Source organism: Pseudomonas sp. NCHU5216 (assembly GCF_052156495.1).
Classification (GTDB): Bacteria; Pseudomonadota; Gammaproteobacteria; order Pseudomonadales; family Pseudomonadaceae; genus Aquipseudomonas.
In genome coordinates, this window is record NZ_JBQLIX010000026.1 from 1 (window position 1) to 17,415 (window position 17,415).

Here is a 17,415-nt window from a genome sequence, read left to right on the forward strand (position 1 = left end):
GAACGGCGATGGAGTGAGCGAACCCTGGCGCAGCCAGGGCCGGATGATCGGGCGGAGGGTTTTGGTTACTTTTGCCCCAAAAGTGACTCGCCCGGGAGGGCGAAACCAGAGATATCAGCAAAAACGCGGCAATTCGGAACAAGCGAGTCGCTCGAGGGCGAACAAGGAGTTCCCGAACACCGCAGCGGCGTCCCGAACACCACAATCAAGCCCCCACACAACAGCCAACCCCACCTCCGTTGCCCCCGAAAGGTTGAACTTTGCCACCGGCACCGACTTCCATTAGGCAAGCCAGCACAACCGAGGAGAGCGCCTGAATGGACAGTGTCGAGCAGGTGGTGAATTTTCTGCGCAAGTACAAGCTGCGCCTGAGCACGGCGGAATCCTGCACCGCCGGGCTGATGGCCTCGCTGGTGGCCGATGTGCCCGGCAGTGGCGAGGTGCTCGATTGCGGCTTCGTGGTCTATTCGGTGCAGGCCAAGCAACGCTGCCTGGGAGTGGCTGCCGGCACCATCGAGCGCTATGGCCTGACCAGCGAGGAGGTGGCGCGGGAGATGGCGCTGGGCATGCTGCAACGCAGCGATGCTCACATCGCCCTGGCCAATACCGGCCTGGCCGAGGCCGATGACGAGCGTGACGGTCTGCAATGCATCGCCTGCGCCATGCGTTTGCAGCAACACCAGGGCATCGTCAGCGAAACGCTGCAGTTCAGCGGCTCGCGCAACGAGGTGCGCGAAGCCACGGCGCGTTATGCCTTGCTGCAACTGCCCTATTACTACGAGCGCCTGCGCGCCACTTGAGCACGCCTGCTAGAAGACATAGGTGTCGTTGCAAAGGCCTGTCACACCGGCGGTTGGCGCTGCGCCTCGGCGGTAGGCACCTGCGGGGCTTGCGGCCTGTCGCCCTGTAGGCTGGCACGTAGACGGGGCAGGTGCTCGGGATAGCGGTTGCTGACGAAGTTGATCAGGTTCTCGCGGATGTAGCAGCGCAAATCCCAGTTGCGCGAGGAGTCACGCGAACTGACCAGCACGCGCAATTGCATGGCACGCTCGCTGGCGTCCACCACCTGCAATACGTTGACCCGCTCGTCCCACAGGTGCGGCGCTGCCTGGCACAGGCGCGTGAGTTCCTGGCGCAGCGGCTCCAGTGGCGTGGCGTAATCGACCCAGAAGAACACCGAGCCGGTGATCGAGCTGCTGCGGCGAGTCCAGTTCTGGAAAGGATTCTCGATGAACCATTGCAGCGGTACCACCAGGCGCCGGTCATCCCAGATGCGCACCACCACGTAACTGCCACTGATCTCCTCGATGCGCCCCCATTCGTTCTCGACTATGACCACGTCGTCCAGGCGGATGGGCTGGGTCAGGGCGATCTGCAGCCCGGCGATCAGGTTGCCCAGCACCGGCTTGGCGGCGAAGCCCACCGCCAGCCCGGCGAGCCCGGCCGATGCCAGCAGGCTGGCGCCGAACTGGCGCGCGGCGGGGAAGGTCATGAGCATGGTGGATAAGCCGAATAACCACACGAACACGCTGAGGATGCGCACCAGTACCCGCGTCTGGGTCTGGATGCGGCGTGCCTGCAGGTTGTCGACGACATCCACCGGATGGTGCAGCACGACGATGCGCTGCAGTGCATCGGCTGCACGCAAACCGAGCCAGGTGAATACCGCGATGCTGGCCAGCGCCATGATGCGTCGGGCCTCGGCGATCAGCGCCATGTCATCCGGCGCGGCGTTCAAGGCCAGTTGCGCGGCGAGCAGGGGCACCAGCCAGCGCAAGGGGGCACGGCAGCGCTGCAACAGAACCTGGGCGAAGGGCAGGTGGCTGCCGAGGCGGCTCAGCAGGCGCAGCAGGGTGGTCACGAAAAGGCTCGCCAGTCCTGCCGCCAGCAACACCACGCAGAGAGTGCGCAGTGCTGGCCAGGGCAGGAAGGCGAGCCAGTCACCGTTCAACATGAGCGTTGCCGGGCGGATCAGTTCTCGGGCAGTTCACCGTTGATGCGCTGAGCCCGCTCCAGGTGCTTCTCGAGCTTGGGCAGGGTTTCCCGGGCGAAGGCGGCGATGTCCTGATCCTGCGCCTTCATGCCGCGCTTGAACAGCTCGATGGTCTCCTGGTGAGCGCCGACCTGGTTGTTCATGTAGGCCTTGTCGAAGCTGTCCTGATCACGCATTTCCAGAATCATGGCCTTGGCTTGGCTGATCAGCTCGGCATCGTCGGACACTTCCAGATCCTTGCGCTTGGCCAGTTCCTTGAGCTCCTGATTGGCCTTGCGGTGATCGTCGATCATCATCTGGGCGAAACCCTTGACCTCTTCGCTCCGGGCCTTCTCCAGCGCCAGCTTGGCGGCCTCGATCTCGGCGATGCCTTTGGCCGAAGCTTCCTCGACGAATTCATCGGTGTCGATCGCCTCGACCTGATCGGCAGCCTGCAGGCTACCAACGGCAAACATGGCCAGGGCAAGGAGGGCCAGCAAGCTCAGTGGTTTGAATGGACGCATGGTCGTTTCTCCTGTGGTTATGCATTCATGGGGGTAGAAGGCCAACTGGAGGTCTTGGTTCAGGGAGAATTTGCCTCAAGGGCACAGAAGGCTCAGGACGGTGCCCCCTCGTCCTCGATCAGCGAGCCTGGATCCTCGTTGCCTGGATCGTTGATCAGCACCTCGTCGGCGCAGGCCTGGCAGCTTTGCGCGCAGGCCTGGCAATGCGCTGCGTCGTGGCTGAGGCATTCTTCCGCGCAGGCCAGACAGGCGACCCGGCAAAGTTGTGCACAAACATCCGCATAGTCACTGTTTCGTAACATGAAAGTTGCCGTCTGCCGACAAAGATCGGCGCAGTCACGGCATAGTTCGATACAGCGAAAATAGGCAGCGTTCTTTTCACTGAGACAGAGGGCAATACAATGTTCGCAGGCATCAGCACAACTGTTGTATGCCATTATTTCATTTGCATGGTTATACGCATCTTTCATCTCTCCATTCTCCTGTACAAGTGCTGCAAAGGTTTCCCGGAAGTGCAATATTCAATTGCCACTATGGAGGTGCTAATATCTCGCCATATGCGCGGCAACAGATAACTTGAGACTATCAGAGGATAAGTAACTTTTATCACTTGCTATGTTCCGGTGATTGTGGCCCGTCATCATGTCCACGCGGCCCGGCAATACCCCAGACAACCAGGCCAATGACCGGCACGAGTCCGATGAACAATGCCCAGCGAGTCTTGCTGGGCAATGGCTTGTCACTGCGAAAGACGTTGACGATGGCCCATAGATGAATGAACGCGATGATCACGGCGAGCGCGATCCAGAAATAGACGAGTGCGTCCGGCATGATCCGGTGATCCTTTGGCATGGCGGGAGAAGGTGGCGGGCAAGCCTGGCCAAAGAGCGGCCAGGCCTGGGCCTTCAGAAGCTTCTGCTGACGGGCGCCGCCTGGATGATCCGGTTCTGTACGTGGCTATGGGCCGGATACATTCCCGGTACGACGCTGTCGCTGCGGCAGGTGAGAAGCGAGCGGCTGAAGCGCGGGTCATCGATATCCGCAGGCTCTGCGAGCGCTGCGCTGCTGACCGTGCTGCGCCCCTGATCCTGCAGACAATGGGTGGTTATTTCGTGTAACGAGCGCTGACCCGCAAGGCTCGCATCGGGCTGTGTAGCGGTTGCCGAGGACGAGTCGAAGGGGTGCAGGATCAGCAGCGCCACCAGGCAGGTCGAACAGGCCATGTATGGCCATTCATCGGGTAGGTGCAGGCAACAGGCCGCATGCCGGCTGGCACCGCGAGCCATGGCCTGGATACGTGAGTGAGATGGTGAGTCTAGGGGTGTCGGCATAACGTCGGCTCCTCATGGATTGGTAATCTTTCTGAGGGCCCACAACCGGGCGTGACGCGTCCGGAAGATGGGCTCGCGCGAGTACGTCGGCAGTTGAGTGCAATTGCAGTACTTGACCGCTTCATTGATCGCCTCTCCAGTTTCGTCCAAGGTCATGTCGAACTTGATGAGGCGCACGGTCTGTTCTGGGTCGCTATTTGGTTCGATGACCCGAACGATCTTTTTGTCTCCGTGTTTTACCGTCAACACCACACTGCCATCGGGCCGATAAGTTTCATCGATTGCATAGCAAGAGAGTGCTGACTTGATTCTGTCTATGTCCGCTTTCATTGTTGCCTCCTTGTTGGGAACAACAATCAAACATAGCGATCTCTCTCTGATCGTCCAGTCGAAAGGACGAATGGTCGGAATTTCTATCAATCTGATATCAAGCAACTCGGAGACTATGTTGCATATAATTGACGGTCTCGACAAGTAAACAAATCAAGCGCGCCTGAGAGAAAGGTTTTATTGATTTTTTTCCGGCACTTGAGTAAGGCAGATAGTGCGATTGGAAAAGCGCCAATAAAACAACCCCAAACTTGATTGCATTTCGCCATGCTTCATTCTCGAGTGAGCTCGACGTTCAGCCCGATTGCCCCTGACGACGCCAGATGCGGCTCAGCCAGCGCCAGGTGATCCAGGCGGCGGCAGCCAGGTAGACCAGGCTGCCCGGCACCCACATCAACAGCCCTGCCAATTGCTGGTCGGCAATGGCTCGTTCAGCGCCATAGAAGGAGCGATTGCCGAAGGTGAGCAGTGCCCCCAGCAGGCCGGTATGCATCAGCGTCAGCAGTAGTGCCATCAGCGCTTCTGGCACGCGCCTGGGGCTGGCGTGCAGGCACGACCACCAGAACAGCCAGGCACTGAACAGGAAGCAGGCATGCTCGATGGCATGCCAGGCGGGATCTCGCAGCGCCAGCAGGTACAGGCTGGGGCTGTGCCAGATCCAGATCATCGCGCCATGCAGCATGGCCAGCGCCACCGGATAACGGCCGCTGCGCAGCACCGCGTCGAACGCCGGGCGCGGCCAGTGGCCGAGCATCGCGCGCCATTGTGGCAAGGGTCGCGCCAGCGCCCACAGCGGCGCGATGACGATCATGAACGCCATGTGCTGCAGCATATGCAGGCTGGTGCTGGTTTCGGCCCACTCGTCCAGGGGGCCGAACACGGCCAGCAGGGTGATCAGCATGGCCAGGTGCATCCACCAGGCTTCGCGCCCATGCGGGCGTACCCGGCGCGAACCGAGGCCATAGAGCAGCCAGGCCGTGCCGAGCAGCAGCGCGGCCAGCAGCAGGGGCAAGCGCTCGTCCAGGCTCAGCTCGGGAGTCAGCACGCCATGGGCGTAGACCTGGCCAGGCAGCAGGGCGAGGGTCAGATGCATGGCGGCAGCAGCAGGGTGGTCAGGCCTATGAACAGGGTGGCGATGGCGCCCACCAGGTGCACGCTGGCCGCCAGCCGGGCGATGAAGCCCTGCACCGAGCCCGCAACGCTGCGCCTGGCCGCTAACTGAAAATGCCGCGCCAGCCACAGCAGCACCAGCAAGGTGAGCAGGCTCATCACACCGAGCAGGGCGTTGAGCCAGTTCCAGGGGCCTTGCGCCGCAGGCGGTGGAGCGGCTGCGCAACCCAGCGAAAGCCCGCCGTACAGCGCCACGAACCACAGGCTCCAGAGCACCAGGCCGAGCACTATGTGCAGCGGGTTGTAGGGGGAGCGCAAGGATTGCATCAAAGGCCTCCGAAGGTGGGCGGGAACAGCACCAGCGCGCAGTAGCTGATCCACAGCACCGCCAGGTTGTAGTGCCAGAGCTGGGCGACTACCAGTGGCTCGTAAGGTGCCTGCTTACCCACATAGCCGTGGTGCACGCGCAGCGCCTGCAGGGCGCTGAGCACGCAGGCCAGCAGGCCATGCATGAGGCTGTAACCCAGCAGTACCAGCGTCACGGCATCGTGCGCAGTCGCGCGCGGTGCCAGTTGCCCTCCGAGCATGGCCCAGAGCAGCAATGCCGATTGCAGCAGGCCGAGCAGGGCGATGCCGCTGAAGCACCTGAGCAATGCCGCTGGCTCGCCCTGGCCCTTACGCAGACGCTGCAGCAGCGGGCGTTGCCAGAGTACGGCAAGGCCGAGCAGCACGCCGCTGGCCAGCACCAGACGCTGGTCGAAGACCGGCTGCGACGGCGCCTGCCAGTGTGGCGCCACCGTCCACAGGTAGAACCAGCCGAACAGCAGCGACAGGTACAGCGCGCCGTTGGCCAGCAGCGTCACCCCCATGCCCCACAGCCCCGGCCCATCGCAGGTGCGCGAGTGCAGCGGCGGCTCGCCGGGTTGGGTGCGGGCATCCGGCGCGGCGCGCGGGTGGGCGCCGTTCTCCCAGCTCCAGCGCAGCAGCAGCGCCAGCGCCACCAGGCAGGCGAGCAGGGCGCCCCAGTACAGTTTGAACAGCAGCCCCAGGCACAGCACGGCGATGGCCAGAGCGGCGAGAAAGGGCAGCGCACTGTTGCCGGGCAGGTGGATGATCTCGCGCACCTTGCCGGTCAGCGGTTCGACGCCCCAGGTTTCCCGGCGGCCGTGGTCGATCACCGTCAGCGCGTGTTCACCTCGGGCGATGCTGTGCGGCAGTTGCGGCGCATCCCACAGCGGATGGCGGCTGTCGATGCGCGGCAGGCTGACGAAGTTGTAGGGGCTCGGTGGCAGGTGCGTGGCCCACTCCAGGGTATCGGCCTGCCAGGGGTTGTCGGCGGCCGGCAGGCCGAAGCGAAAGTGCAGGACGATATCCAGCAACACCGTGGCGATGCCGATGGCCATGATGAAGCTGCCGATCGACGACAGCAGGTTCGGCAGATCCCAGCCCAGTTCGCCCTGGTAGGTGTAGATGCGCCTGGGCATGCCCATCATGCCGGTCCAGTGCATGATCAGGAAGGTCAGGTTGAAGCCAATGAATACCAGCCAGAAGCCCCATCTGCCCAGGCGCAGCGACGGCATGCGCCCGGAGAAGTGCGGCAGCCAGTAGTACAGGCCGGCCAGCAGCGGGAAGAACATGCCGCCCACCAGCACGTAGTGCATGTGCGCCACCACGAAATGGGTGTCGTGCACCTGCCAATCGAAGGGCACCAGAGCCAGCATCACCCCGGTCAGGCCGCCACAGACGAAGATCACCAGAAAGCCCAGCAGCCACAGCATGGGCACGTGATAGCGCGGGCGCCCCAGCCACAGGGTGGCGATCCAGGCGAACACCTGGATCGCCGTCGGCACCGCCACCAGCATGCTCGCCGCCGAGAAGAAGGCCTGCGCCAGTTGCGGGATGCCCACGGTGAACATGTGGTGCACCCACAGGCCGAAACTGATGAAGCCAGTGGTGAGAATTGCCAGCACCACCCAGCGGTAGCCCACCAGCGGGCGCTGGCAGAACACCGGCAGCAGGGTGGAGACGATGCCGGCTGCGGGCAGGAAGATGATGTACACCTCGGGGTGGCCGAACAGCCAGAACAGGTGCTGCCAGAGCAGCGGGTCGCCGCCCCGGGCCACCTCGAAGAAGGGCAGGCCGGCGGCGCGTTCCAGCTCCAGCAGAATGCTGCCGAGAATCAGCGGCGGGAAGCCGACCACGATCATCATGGCCATCACCAGGATGTACCAGGCGTAGATCGGCATGCGGTTCAGCGCCATGCCCTCGGCCCGCGTGCGCAGGATCGACACCACCAGCTCGACCCCGGCAGACACTGCCGATATCTCCACGAAGGTAATGCCGATCAGCCAGAAATCCGAGTTCGGCCCCGGCGTGTGGGCGGCGCTGGACAACGGCGTGTACATGAACCAGCCGGCCTTGGGCGCGATGCCCAGCAGCAGGCTGGCACAGAGAATCAGCCCGCCGAACAGGTAGCACCAGTAGCCCAGCGCCGACAGCCGGGGGAACACCAGGTCGCGTGCGCCGAGCATCTTGGGGATCAGGTAGACCGCCAGGCCTTCCATCATCGGCACGGCGAACAGGAACATCATCACCGTGCCGTGCATGGTGAAGATCTGGTTGTACAGATCCGGCGTGAGGAATTCCCGCCCGGGCAGCGCCAGTTGCGTGCGAATCAGCATCGCCAGCAGCCCGCCGAAGAGGAAGAAGCCCAGGCCGGTGAGCATGAAGCGCACGCCGACGGTGCTGTGGTTGACGATGGTCAGGGCCTTCCAGCCGCGCGGGTTGCCCCAGACCTCGTTGAAGCGGTCGTGTAGTTGTTGCGCGTCGAGTGTTGCGTCGGCCTTGTCGTCGCTCACGGTGCCAGGGTCTCCAGCCAGTCGGCGATGGCGCCGAGTTGATCGGGGTCGAGATCGTCGTGGTGCGGCATGGCATTGCCAGGCTTGAGCCGCTGGTGCTGCCGTAACCAGCGCAGGATGGCGCCGGGCTCGTTGGCCAGCACGCCGGCACCGAGATGGGCGCGGCTGCCGACATCGCTGAGATCCGGCCCGCGCGTGCCCGCACTGACGCCCGCGACGCGATGGCATTGGCCGCAGCGGGCCAGGAAGGTGGCGCCGGCTGCGCCCGACAGCGCCGTGATCTGTGGCTCACGGCGATCCTGCAGCCAGGCCAGGAAGTCTTCGGGCGTGTGCGCCTGCACGTCGAGGATCATGTGGCTGTGCTGGGTGCCGCAGAACTCCGAGCACTGACCACGAAACACGCCCGGCGCATCGGCCTGCAGGCGGATGCGGTTGTGCCGACCGGGGATCATGTCGATCTTGCCGCCCAGGCGCGGCACCCAGAAGGCATGGATGACATCTGCGCTGCTGACGTCCAGATCCACCGGCTGCCCAGCCGGCAGGTGCAACTGGTTGGCGGTGACCACGCCGCTTTGCGGGTAGCGCACCTCCCACCACCACTGGTGGCCGATCACCTCGATGCGCAGCGGCGGCTCGCTCAGCGGCAAGGGCAGCATGCGCTGGCCGATGGGCACGCCGAACAGCAACAGCAGGATGATGCTCAGGCCCGGCAGCAGCAAGCCACCGCCGACCAGCCAGCGCAGGGTGATGGTACGTGCCCTGGCCTCGTCCACCGCGCGTGGCGCACGGCGCATGGCATGCACCCAGAGCGCGGTCACCAACAGCAGCACCAGGCTGGCGAAGCCACACATCACCCACCACAGCACGGCCACTTCGCGCGCCATGGGGCCGGCCGGGTCGAGCATCGACTGCGGCCCCTGGCAGGCACAGATAAGCGGAACTGACAGGGCCAGCGCGGTCAATTTCAGACGAGGGCGGCGTCCTTGCCGGTGCCGGGCGCCTTCATTCATCTGCTCAGGAACGCCGCGATGCCCCCAAGCAACCAACCTATCGTCAGCCGCGCCGCCATTGCCGGCCATCCCCTGCACCCGATGATGATTCACTTCCCGGTGGCCGCCTTGCTCGGCCTGGTGGCCAGCGACATGGCCTACCTGTGGCTGGGCGACCCGTTCTGGGCGCGTGCCAGCCTCTGGCTGGCGGGTGTCGGCGCCTTCGGTGGCTGGGTCGCCAGCCTCGCCGGGCTGGTGGATCTGCTCAGCGTCACCAGCATTCGCCGCAAGGTCACTGCCTGGTGCCATGCCATCATCGCCGTGATGATGCTGTCGCTGGCCTCGCTCAACTGGCTGCTGCGTTACGCCGGGCCGGAGCAGGGCATGGAACGCTGGGGGCTTTACCTGTCGCTGCTCACCGCCACGCTGATCGCCCTGGCGGCCTACCTCGGCGGGCGCCTGGTGTACGAGCATGGCGTGGGCGTCGATACCCGGCCGTGAGTGGCGCGCGAGCGGGGCTGGGGGCATGTGCGGGAGGCTCCTCGTTCAGAAGGGTTTGCCCAGTACCAGCCACAGCGTGCAGCCGATCAGGGTCAGAATCAGCACGCCGATCACCGCGCATTGACGGCGCAACGAAGGTTCCGCCACCCGCTCGATACGCAGGATCAGCACGCCGCACAGGGCATGGCAGACCACCATGCCGGCCACGCTGGTGAGCTTGACGATCAGCCAGGCGTCGAATAGCTGCTCGCGCAGGAACAGCGCCGTGCCCGAAGCGATGGCCAGCAACGCCGCCGGCGTCGCCACCAGGGTGAACAGCATGCGGGTGAGATGGGCGTGGTCGCGGTAGAACAGGTCATCACTGCTGCGGGTACCGGCGGCGATCATCGCCGGCAGGTAGAGCAGGGCACCGCACCAGCAGATCAATGAGGACAGATGCAGCAGTTTGAGCAGCGGCATGGAATGCGCTGGCCTCCTTTGGTTGTCAGCGGCTACCTGGCGGCTGGCCGCCTGAGGCGATGCGAGCGCGGCCCCTTCACGCCCTCGGCAGGAAAGACAAAGAAGGAACCGCCGCAAGGAGAAGGAGGGAGACGATGCGGCGGCCCCGGGGGAATTTCGATCACAGGCCTGGATCGGGTACGCGAGGCACCGTAATTCCCTTGTAAGCACTGAGTTCGGGGGAGATCGATATGTTCAGGTTTTTTGTTTGGCGTCGGTCGGTGCTTGCCGTGTGCTGGTTTTCGGTTGTTTCGGTTGTTTCGGTGTTCGATGCTTGTTCCGGATTGCCGCGTTTTTGCTGATGTTTTTGGTTTCGCCCTCCCGGGCGAGTCACTTTTGGGGCAAAAGTAACCAAAACCTCCGCCCGGTCATCCGGCCCTGGCTGCGCCAGGGTTCGTTCGCTCCATCGCCGCTCCAGAGGCCCGCCGCGGTGGGCCATCCCTGGCCCATCGCGGCTCTCGCGACATCCATGTCGCTCAACCTCTTCCACGACGACTCCGTTCGCCCTCCTGGGCGGGCTCTGCACGCGCCTGAACCCTAGGTAACCCCCTGTCCCAACGGCGTACTGCTTCGCGAGTACGCCCTACGCCGATGCTTGGCAGCCGTAGGGCGGACTCAGGAGCGCCAGCGAACAGTCCGCCGGGCCATGCCGAGTTCGGCACCACGGTTGAGCGACATGAATGCCGCGACGAGTGCATGGATGCAGGAGGTAGAGCGACGCAAGATGGCAAAGCCGAGAGCCGCGACTGGCCAGGCAGAAAAATGAAACCCTGACGGCCAATCCCCACTCCTTGAAGAGGAGGCCATTTCAAGGCCCTCGTTGGCAGAGGAGATCATCATGAGAACCCACGTCGTGCATTTCACTGCACCGATCAACTCCTACACCTGCGGGCAGTTGATCGACAAATGCAGCCAGGCCATCCACCAGGGGGCCGATGAGCTGATCGTCAAGATCGCCACCATGGGCGGGGAGTGCAGCTACGGCTTCTCGTTGTACAACTTCCTCATTTCCTTGCCGGTGCCGGTTACCACCCACAACCTGGGCACGGTGGAATCGATGGGCAACATCATCTTTCTCGCCGGGCAGACCCGCACGGCCTGCCCGCATAGCAAGTTCCTCTTTCACCCCTTTCACTGGACGGTCAACGGCGCGGTCGACCATTCGCGCATGTCCGAATACGCCATGAGCCTGGACTACGACCTGCAGCTCTATAGCGACATCGTCAAGGAGCGCACCCTCACGGCCGAGTCGCCATTGAACGTGCTCGATTGCCTGACCTGCGCGCCGCGCATTCTCAATGCCGAGGAGGCATTGCAGGCGGGCGTGATCGACCGCATCGACTGCCTGGGCATGCCAGCTGAAGCCGTCAACTGGTGCGTGCACACCTGAAGCCGAATACCAGCCGCCTGGAAAATTACCTGAACGTTCGCAGCAAGCGGCCCGTCGGATTCCATGTACCCCGACAGGGCACTTCTTCAGGCACCCCGCTGCTATCAGCGCAACGTTGAGGCGGGGGCCGGAGGTGTCCGCCAGGGGCATCCAGCAACCAGCATCGGCCGTCATCACGGCCTGGAGGTCAAACATGGATAACCCGGACGATCGCAAAGCACTCATCCGCACCCTCAACAAACTGATCGAAACCTGCAAGGACGGTGAGGCTGGCTTCAAGGCCTGTGCCGATGACATCTCCCGCCCGGACATCCAGGAGCTCTTCACCCGGCGTGCCCGTCAATGCGCCGAGGCCGCCGCGGAGCTGCAGAAAACCGTGCTGGCATTCGGTGACGAACCGGAGGACAGCACCAGCACCGGCGCGGATCTGCATCGCCGCTGGGTCGATCTCAAGTCCCTGGTCACCGGCAAGGATGACACCGCCATCCTCAACGAAGCCGAACGTGGCGAGGACGTGGCCAAGTCGCGCTACAGCGAGGCGCTGAAAGAGAACCTGCCCAGCGACATTCGCGCCATGGTGCAGCGTCAGTACGAAGGCGTACTGCGCAACCACGACGAGGTGCGCGCGCTGCGCAACGCCGAACGCGCCAAGAGCTGATGACCCTCGTGCCGGGCGTGCGCCACGCGCCGCCTGGCTTCATTTATCCCCGCGAAGCGAAGACAAGCAGCACGCATGCCCACCCTGGACAAGACCATCGCCCACCTCAAGCGCCTGCACCTTACCTGCCTGTGCGCGCAACGCCACTTCCGCCAGCTCGCAGCCGGTGCCCAGGCGGCGCCTCTGCGCCAGTTCCTGGCCGAGCGCGAACGTGAACAGGGCGCCCTGAGCAACTGCCTGCACGGGCAGATCACCAGCTATGGCGGCTTGCTCGCCAGGCATCGTGGCCTGCTCGGCCTGTGGCGGCGCTGTCGCAATGCGTTCAGCACACTGGGCGCTCCCGGCGGTGACCGAAACCGGCTCGCCCTGGCACTGCTGTGCGAAACCGAGATCGAGCACGACTTCGAGAGCCTGCTCGGGCAAACCCTGTCACCGGCGTTCAAGCGCCAACTGGTCGAGCATCATCACTGCGCCCAGGTGCGCATCCGTCAGTTGCGGGCAGCGCGTGCGCACTGGCCGCAACTGGATGCGCTCGACCCCATCGCCGATATCGACTGAACCGCGCCTCAGCCTGGCAGCGAGCGCTTGCTCAGCGGCTCGCGCGCCGGGCCGTGGCGCACGCTGCCGTCGGCCTCGAAGATCGAGCCATGGCAGGGGCAATCCCAGGTGCGGTCAGCGTTGTTCCAGGTCACCGCACAGCCCTTGTGCGTGCAGGCCGCAGACAGCGCATGCAAGGCGCCGGCATCGTCACGCCAGACCGCCAGCCGTTCTTCACCCTGGTTGATCACGCCACCCTCACCGGGAGCGAGGGCAGACAGGGAGTCGAGGCGTGTGTGCGTGTCGCTGCTCTGGTTGAGCTTCTGAACGGGTGGCCGCCGGGGGTCGAAGAGGCTGCCCCAGGGCCAGTGCGCGCTGACGATCTGCTGCGCCAGACCATGACCGGCCGCCGTACCGTTGCTGATGCCCCAGGCGCTGAAGCCGGTGGCGATGTACAGCCCCGGCGAGCCACTGGGGTCGGGTTCGCCGACGTAGGCCATGCGATCCGGCGTGTCGTAATCCTCGTTGCACCAGCGCCACAGGGCCTCGGCTACCGGCAGATGCGCCCGGGACCAGCGTTCCAGCTCGACGAAACGCCGCGCCACGTCGCCATCCTGGCCGGTGTTGAAGCGCGGCCCGAGCACGACCATCAGCGGCCCTTCGGCGTCCTGGCCCATGCGGATGGAATGCGTCGGTTGCTCGACCGCGATGAACATGCCCTCCAGTGTCTGGCCGGGTTCGGGGCGGAAGGCCATGGCCACGTGGCAGCGGGGTTGGGTCGGGCTGATGTAATCCACCGGCGTCTGCACCGGCATATGCGTGGCCAGCACCACCTGCGCGGCGCTGACGCTGCCTTGCGTGCAGCCGACCTTCCAGCGCCCGTCCTGCTGCTCGAAGCTCATCGCCCGACTGTGCTCGAAAACCCGTCCTCCCTTGCTCTGCACGGCATGCGCCAGGCCCCCCAGGTAACTGGCCGGGTTGAACTGCGCCTGGCCCGGAAACTCCAGCGCGCAGGCAGTGGCGAAGGGCAGGGGCGCATGGGCCAGCACCCGTGCCTCCAGCCCCAGCAGCCGCGCCGCTTCCGCCTCCCTGACCAGCGCACTCCTGGACGATTGCGAGAGGCCATAGGCATAGGCCGAGCAGGGTTGGTAGTCGCAGGCGATGTGGTAATCGCGGATCCAGCCCGCTATCCGGCGCAGCCCTTCGCGATTGGCGTCGGCATAGGCCTGGGCCATGTCCATGCCGACGCTGTCGATCAGTTCCCGATAGATCAGCCCGTGCTGAGTGGTGATCTTCGCCGTCGACAGCCCCGTGACCTGGCGCCCCACCTGCCGCGCCTCGAGCACCATCACCGACTTGCCGGCTTCACTCAGCGCCAAGGCCGTACTCAGCCCGGCGATACCGGCACCGACCACCACCACCTCGCATTGGTGTTCACCTTCGAGCCTGGCGAAGTCGCCCTCGGGGGCCGAGTCGATCCAGCAACAGCGGGGTGTGGCAGAGAGCGCGGACATGGTGATTTCTCCTCGTTCGGGCAGCGTCATAGCTGTGTAGAAAGCCCGCCGCGCAAGGCGGTTCAACCTTTTTCCGCAGGGCAGAATGCCTGCAGATACCGCCCATCATCGCCGCGAAAAATTGCCTGAACCGTCCTCGAATCCACTCACTCCCTTCTAGTGAGGGCCAACGCAATCACGCGAACCCTTTTCCTTTGAACGCGAAGAAATGGAGGTTTCCATGACCACGCAGAAAGGCAAGATGACCGTAGAAGAAGCAGGGCGCAAAGGCGGCGAAAGCACCTCCGCCAGCCACGACAAGGACTTCTATCAGGAGATTGGCAGCCAGGGCGGGCAGAACAGCGGCGGCAACTTCAAGAATGACCCGCAACGGGCTTCCGAAGCCGGCCGCAAGGGTGGACAGGCCAGCGGCGGCAACTTCGCCAATGACCGTGAGCGTGCTTCCGAGGCAGGCCGCAAAGGCGGCGAGAACAGCCACGGCGGTCGCAACCAGTAAGCCCATGGGCGGGGGCTTCGGCCTCCGTCTCTTTTTAAAGGTTCCTCGCATTTTGAGGGGGATGCCTGGTTGACACCGGACTGGCAATACGGTGTTGATGTTTCAGGTGTTTGTTCCGAATTGCCGCGTTTTGGCTGGTGTTTTTGGTTTCGCCCTCCCGGGCGAGTCACTTTTGTATCCGGATGGCCGGCCCGACAAAAGTAACCAAAACCCTCCGCCCGGTCATCCGAGCTAGGCGCCCCCGCCCTGCTGCGTCAGGGTTCGCTCACTCCATCGTCGTTCCAGAGGCCCGCCACGGTGGGCCATCCCTACCTAGGCGGCCCCGGCCATCGTGGCTCTCGGCTTTGGCATCCTGCGTCGCTCTACCTCCTGCATCCATGCAGTCGTCGCGGCATCCATGCCGCTCAACCTCTTCCACGACGATTCCGTTCGCCCTCCTGGGCGGGCTCTGCACGCGCCTGAAACTACGGTTATTCCCAGTAACTCTGCGTGCTTGATGAGGGCAGCCGTAGGGCGGACTCAGGAGCGCCAGCGAACAGTCCGCCGGGCCATGCCGAGCTCGGCACCCCGGCTCACGCCCAATACACCTATATTTTCCGATCACCTCGCCGTGCGCACGCTCGGCACCTGTCGTGGGCGCCTGAGGGAAATGCTGGGCAAGGGGCAGGTGGGCATCCACCTTCTGCGATGGATGCCCATGGCGCCTGGCCTGCTAGACCTGGCGCACGATCTCATCCTTGAGCCACTGACGAATGCTCTGCAGGTGCACCTGCTCCTGATTCAGCGCCTTGTAGAAGCTTTCGGCGATCTCGGGCTGGCCACAGGTATCGGCCAGGTCGATCAGCAGTTCCCAGCCGGCGTTATCGGTCAGCTCCGCGGTCAGCAAGGCATTGAGCGATTGCGCGAGGTTGGTACGCGGATCGCTGATGGTCTTCACCAGCCCCATTGCGGTGATGCCGGCGACATCGGCACAGGGCGTCATCGCCGTGGGGTCGGCGCCGAGCTTTTCCATGGCCGCCTTGACCAGCTCGAAATGCTCGGCTTCCTCGGCGCGAAAGCGTTGCAGGGTTTCCAGTTGCGCCTCGTCGACCACCTCGATGACCGAGGCCTTGGCCAGCAGCGCGTCGTAAAGACGCACGCCGGTGCGCTCGAACGCCAGGCGTTCGCCCAGCTTGTCGATGAGCATTTCCGGGCTGACACCGACCAGCTTGTTCAGTGCGCTCTTGACCATGCCCTTGGACGAGCCTGGCAAGGGCACCGAACCTATGGCATCGGCACTGGCCACTTCCTCGCTGCGCACCAGGGCCAGTTTGCGGGCGTCGCCGGGTACGTCCGGCAGCACCTCCTGGCTGGCCTTGAGCATGGCCTTGGTATCGATCGGCGACATCTGCGCGCCGGTGTGGTTGAGCCCCATCTTGGTTGCGTTTTGCATGACGATCTCCTCAGGAAGCCTTCAGATTGAGTTCGGTGCCCGGCGCCCAGCGATAACCCGCAGACACCACTTCGGCCGGCACACCATCGGCGTTCAACTGGTTGCGGTAGTCACGGCTGGCCTGCCCTTCGTGCTGCTTGTCGACGTAGTCGTGGCCATTGGTGCGCAGGTCGATTTCCTCGGCCAGGGTCTTGCGCACGAAGTCGCGCTGGCTCTTGAACGCAATCAGCTTGGGCACGGCACCGCCGAGAATTTCCGCCGGATCACGCCGCTCGTACTGCTTGAACAGCTCGCAGACCAGGTGCAGATGGCCTTGCTCGTAATCGAGGAAACGCTCCCAGATCGCCTTGATCCTCGGGTTGTCTTCCTGCTCCAGGCAACTGTGGTAGGCGTAGACCTCCATGGCTTCGTGGATTAGCCATTTCTCCAGAAAGCTTTCGTCCGGATCCTGCAGCGAGCCGTACTGGGTCACGTGCTGCTCCTCGACCGAAGCGATTTCCGCGTAGAGCTGGCGGGCGAGGGGGTCGGCGAAGGTGGGGCCGATGTTCATGTAGTAATCGTGCGTCTGGTATTCGGCGGCGGTGATCATCGCCGCGTGGATCTTGGTGATCAGCGCGGCGGAATCGCGCTGGTAGTGATCGCGCAGATCGTCCTCGGGGGCGCGGTGGTGCACGGTGGTGGGGCGGCCGGGGATGATGTCCGTATAGCCCTGGAGGATGTTGTTGGCGTCCTTGCCCTCCAGGCGGTCGAGCATCGCCGAGTAGCGGTAGAGGTGGTCGAAGTCTTCGAGCAGGCCGAAGCGGTAGGTCTGCGCCTGGTAGGGGTCGGGTTCGTTCTGCGCCACGGCGGCGGTGACCTCGATCGCCACCTGCTCGTAGGCCACGGTGGTTTCCAGCGGCGAGTGATCGGCCGAGAGCAACCAGTTGACCATGGTGGCCTGGTGATGCTCGGTACGCCGCACCTGCGCCAGGGCCTCACGCAGGTGGCCGTTGAAGCGCGCACCGATGTGCTTCAGACGCAGCGCATCGGCCTCGATCCCATTCATCAGAATGATGCGCACTCGGGTGAACGCGTCGTCATCGAGCTTGCTGATGGGCTTTTCCGCCATCTCACGCCAGGTGAATCGTTGTTTTTCCAAGGGGCAGCCCTTGGTGTCGAACAGGCCAGTCAGGGTTTCCATCTGTAATCCTCCAGCACGGTTGCAGGCAGTAAGAGCCTGTGCGTCTGGAGTGGCCGGGTGAGCACAAGGTTGCAGTATTACGATGAGTGGCGAAT

20 protein-coding genes are annotated in these 17,415 nt (G+C 63.9%); 6 read left to right on the forward strand and 14 right to left on the reverse strand.

Annotated elements, in window-relative coordinates; all coding sequences use genetic code 11:
• The first annotated feature begins 317 nt into the window (after positions 1 to 317).
• Positions 318 to 800: a CinA family protein gene (locus tag ACSVIK_RS17370; protein ID WP_442445497.1), complete on the forward strand. Its 483-nt coding sequence runs from the start codon at positions 318 to 320 to the stop codon at positions 798 to 800.
• Between the two features lie 41 nt (positions 801 to 841).
• Here the strand turns inward: ACSVIK_RS17370 and ACSVIK_RS17375 are convergent, their stop codons facing one another.
• The 10 genes from ACSVIK_RS17375 to coxB form a co-directional block, all read right to left on the reverse strand.
• On the reverse strand, positions 842 to 1,954 hold the full coding sequence (locus ACSVIK_RS17375) for a mechanosensitive ion channel family protein (RefSeq protein ID WP_442445498.1): 1,113 nt from the start codon (positions 1,952 to 1,954) through the stop codon (positions 842 to 844).
• A gap of 17 nt (positions 1,955 to 1,971) precedes the next feature.
• Positions 1,972 to 2,496, reverse strand: a complete 525-nt coding sequence (locus tag ACSVIK_RS17380) for a DUF4142 domain-containing protein (RefSeq protein WP_442445499.1) — start codon at positions 2,494 to 2,496, stop codon at positions 1,972 to 1,974.
• Between the two features lie 92 nt (positions 2,497 to 2,588).
• Entirely contained in the window at positions 2,589 to 2,966 is a 378-nt protein-coding gene (locus ACSVIK_RS17385) for a four-helix bundle copper-binding protein (RefSeq protein ID WP_442445500.1), read from the reverse strand.
• Between the two features lie 136 nt (positions 2,967 to 3,102).
• Entirely contained in the window at positions 3,103 to 3,327 is a 225-nt protein-coding gene (locus tag ACSVIK_RS17390; protein WP_442445501.1) for a PLD nuclease N-terminal domain-containing protein, read from the reverse strand.
• Positions 3,328 to 3,401: 74 nt separating this feature from the next.
• Positions 3,402 to 3,719 carry a hypothetical protein gene (locus tag ACSVIK_RS17395; protein ID WP_442445502.1) on the reverse strand — a complete coding sequence of 106 codons (318 nt, stop codon included), beginning with the start codon at positions 3,717 to 3,719 and terminating at the stop codon, positions 3,402 to 3,404.
• A gap of 120 nt (positions 3,720 to 3,839) precedes the next feature.
• Positions 3,840 to 4,157, reverse strand: a complete 318-nt coding sequence (locus ACSVIK_RS17400; protein ID WP_442445503.1) for a hypothetical protein — start codon at positions 4,155 to 4,157, stop codon at positions 3,840 to 3,842.
• A 295-nt stretch (positions 4,158 to 4,452) separates the two neighbouring features.
• Complete coding sequence (locus ACSVIK_RS17405; protein ID WP_442445504.1) at positions 4,453 to 5,250, reverse strand: cytochrome c oxidase assembly protein; 798 nt, start codon at positions 5,248 to 5,250, stop codon at positions 4,453 to 4,455.
• On the reverse strand, positions 5,241 to 5,594 hold the full coding sequence (locus ACSVIK_RS17410) for a hypothetical protein (RefSeq protein WP_442445505.1): 354 nt from the start codon (positions 5,592 to 5,594) through the stop codon (positions 5,241 to 5,243). Before ACSVIK_RS17410 ends, ACSVIK_RS17405 begins: the two co-directional genes overlap by 10 nt.
• Positions 5,594 to 8,125 (reverse strand): cytochrome c oxidase subunit I, encoded by a 2,532-nt coding sequence (gene ctaD, locus ACSVIK_RS17415; protein WP_442445506.1) that lies wholly within the window; start codon positions 8,123 to 8,125, stop codon positions 5,594 to 5,596. The genes ACSVIK_RS17410 and ctaD overlap by 1 nt, the downstream gene beginning before the upstream one ends.
• Entirely contained in the window at positions 8,122 to 9,009 is an 888-nt protein-coding gene (coxB, locus tag ACSVIK_RS17420; RefSeq protein WP_442445536.1) for a cytochrome c oxidase subunit II, read from the reverse strand. The genes ctaD and coxB overlap by 4 nt, the downstream gene beginning before the upstream one ends.
• Before the next feature lie 144 nt (positions 9,010 to 9,153).
• Here coxB and ACSVIK_RS17425 point away from each other — a divergent pair, with 144 nt between their 5' ends.
• Complete coding sequence (locus ACSVIK_RS17425; RefSeq protein ID WP_442445507.1) at positions 9,154 to 9,615, forward strand: DUF2231 domain-containing protein; 462 nt, start codon at positions 9,154 to 9,156, stop codon at positions 9,613 to 9,615.
• A gap of 45 nt (positions 9,616 to 9,660) precedes the next feature.
• Here ACSVIK_RS17425 and ACSVIK_RS17430 read toward each other — a convergent pair whose 3' ends face one another.
• A complete protein-coding gene (locus ACSVIK_RS17430) occupies positions 9,661 to 10,074 on the reverse strand; it encodes a CopD family protein (RefSeq protein WP_442445508.1) in 414 nt (137 codons plus the stop codon).
• Positions 10,075 to 10,951: 877 nt separating this feature from the next.
• Between ACSVIK_RS17430 and ACSVIK_RS17435 the strand changes: the two genes are divergently transcribed.
• The 3 genes from ACSVIK_RS17435 (at position 10,952) to ACSVIK_RS17445 (ending at position 12,719) form a co-directional block, all read left to right on the forward strand.
• The gene (locus ACSVIK_RS17435) at positions 10,952 to 11,503 is read left to right on the forward strand and encodes an ATP-dependent Clp protease proteolytic subunit (protein WP_277374707.1); all 552 of its coding nucleotides are present in this window, start codon (positions 10,952 to 10,954) and stop codon (positions 11,501 to 11,503) included.
• A gap of 193 nt (positions 11,504 to 11,696) precedes the next feature.
• Complete coding sequence (locus ACSVIK_RS17440) at positions 11,697 to 12,161, forward strand: ferritin-like domain-containing protein (protein WP_442445509.1); 465 nt, start codon at positions 11,697 to 11,699, stop codon at positions 12,159 to 12,161.
• A 75-nt stretch (positions 12,162 to 12,236) separates the two neighbouring features.
• The gene (locus ACSVIK_RS17445) at positions 12,237 to 12,719 is read left to right on the forward strand and encodes a hypothetical protein (protein WP_442445510.1); all 483 of its coding nucleotides are present in this window, start codon (positions 12,237 to 12,239) and stop codon (positions 12,717 to 12,719) included.
• 8 nt (positions 12,720 to 12,727) lie between these two features.
• Here ACSVIK_RS17445 and ACSVIK_RS17450 read toward each other — a convergent pair whose 3' ends face one another.
• Positions 12,728 to 14,212 (reverse strand): FAD-dependent oxidoreductase, encoded by a 1,485-nt coding sequence (locus tag ACSVIK_RS17450; RefSeq protein ID WP_442445511.1) that lies wholly within the window; start codon positions 14,210 to 14,212, stop codon positions 12,728 to 12,730.
• 241 nt (positions 14,213 to 14,453) lie between these two features.
• Between ACSVIK_RS17450 and ACSVIK_RS17455 the strand changes: the two genes are divergently transcribed.
• Entirely contained in the window at positions 14,454 to 14,708 is a 255-nt protein-coding gene (locus ACSVIK_RS17455) for a general stress protein (protein WP_442445537.1), read from the forward strand.
• Between the two features lie 712 nt (positions 14,709 to 15,420).
• Here ACSVIK_RS17455 and ACSVIK_RS17460 read toward each other — a convergent pair.
• On the reverse strand, positions 15,421 to 16,140 hold the full coding sequence (locus ACSVIK_RS17460; protein WP_442445512.1) for a ferritin Dps family protein: 720 nt from the start codon (positions 16,138 to 16,140) through the stop codon (positions 15,421 to 15,423).
• A 10-nt stretch (positions 16,141 to 16,150) separates the two neighbouring features.
• Positions 16,151 to 17,320, reverse strand: coding sequence for a hypothetical protein (locus ACSVIK_RS17465; protein WP_442445513.1), 1,170 nt, complete (start codon positions 17,318 to 17,320; stop codon positions 16,151 to 16,153).
• Positions 17,321 to 17,415: the final 95 nt, after the last annotated feature.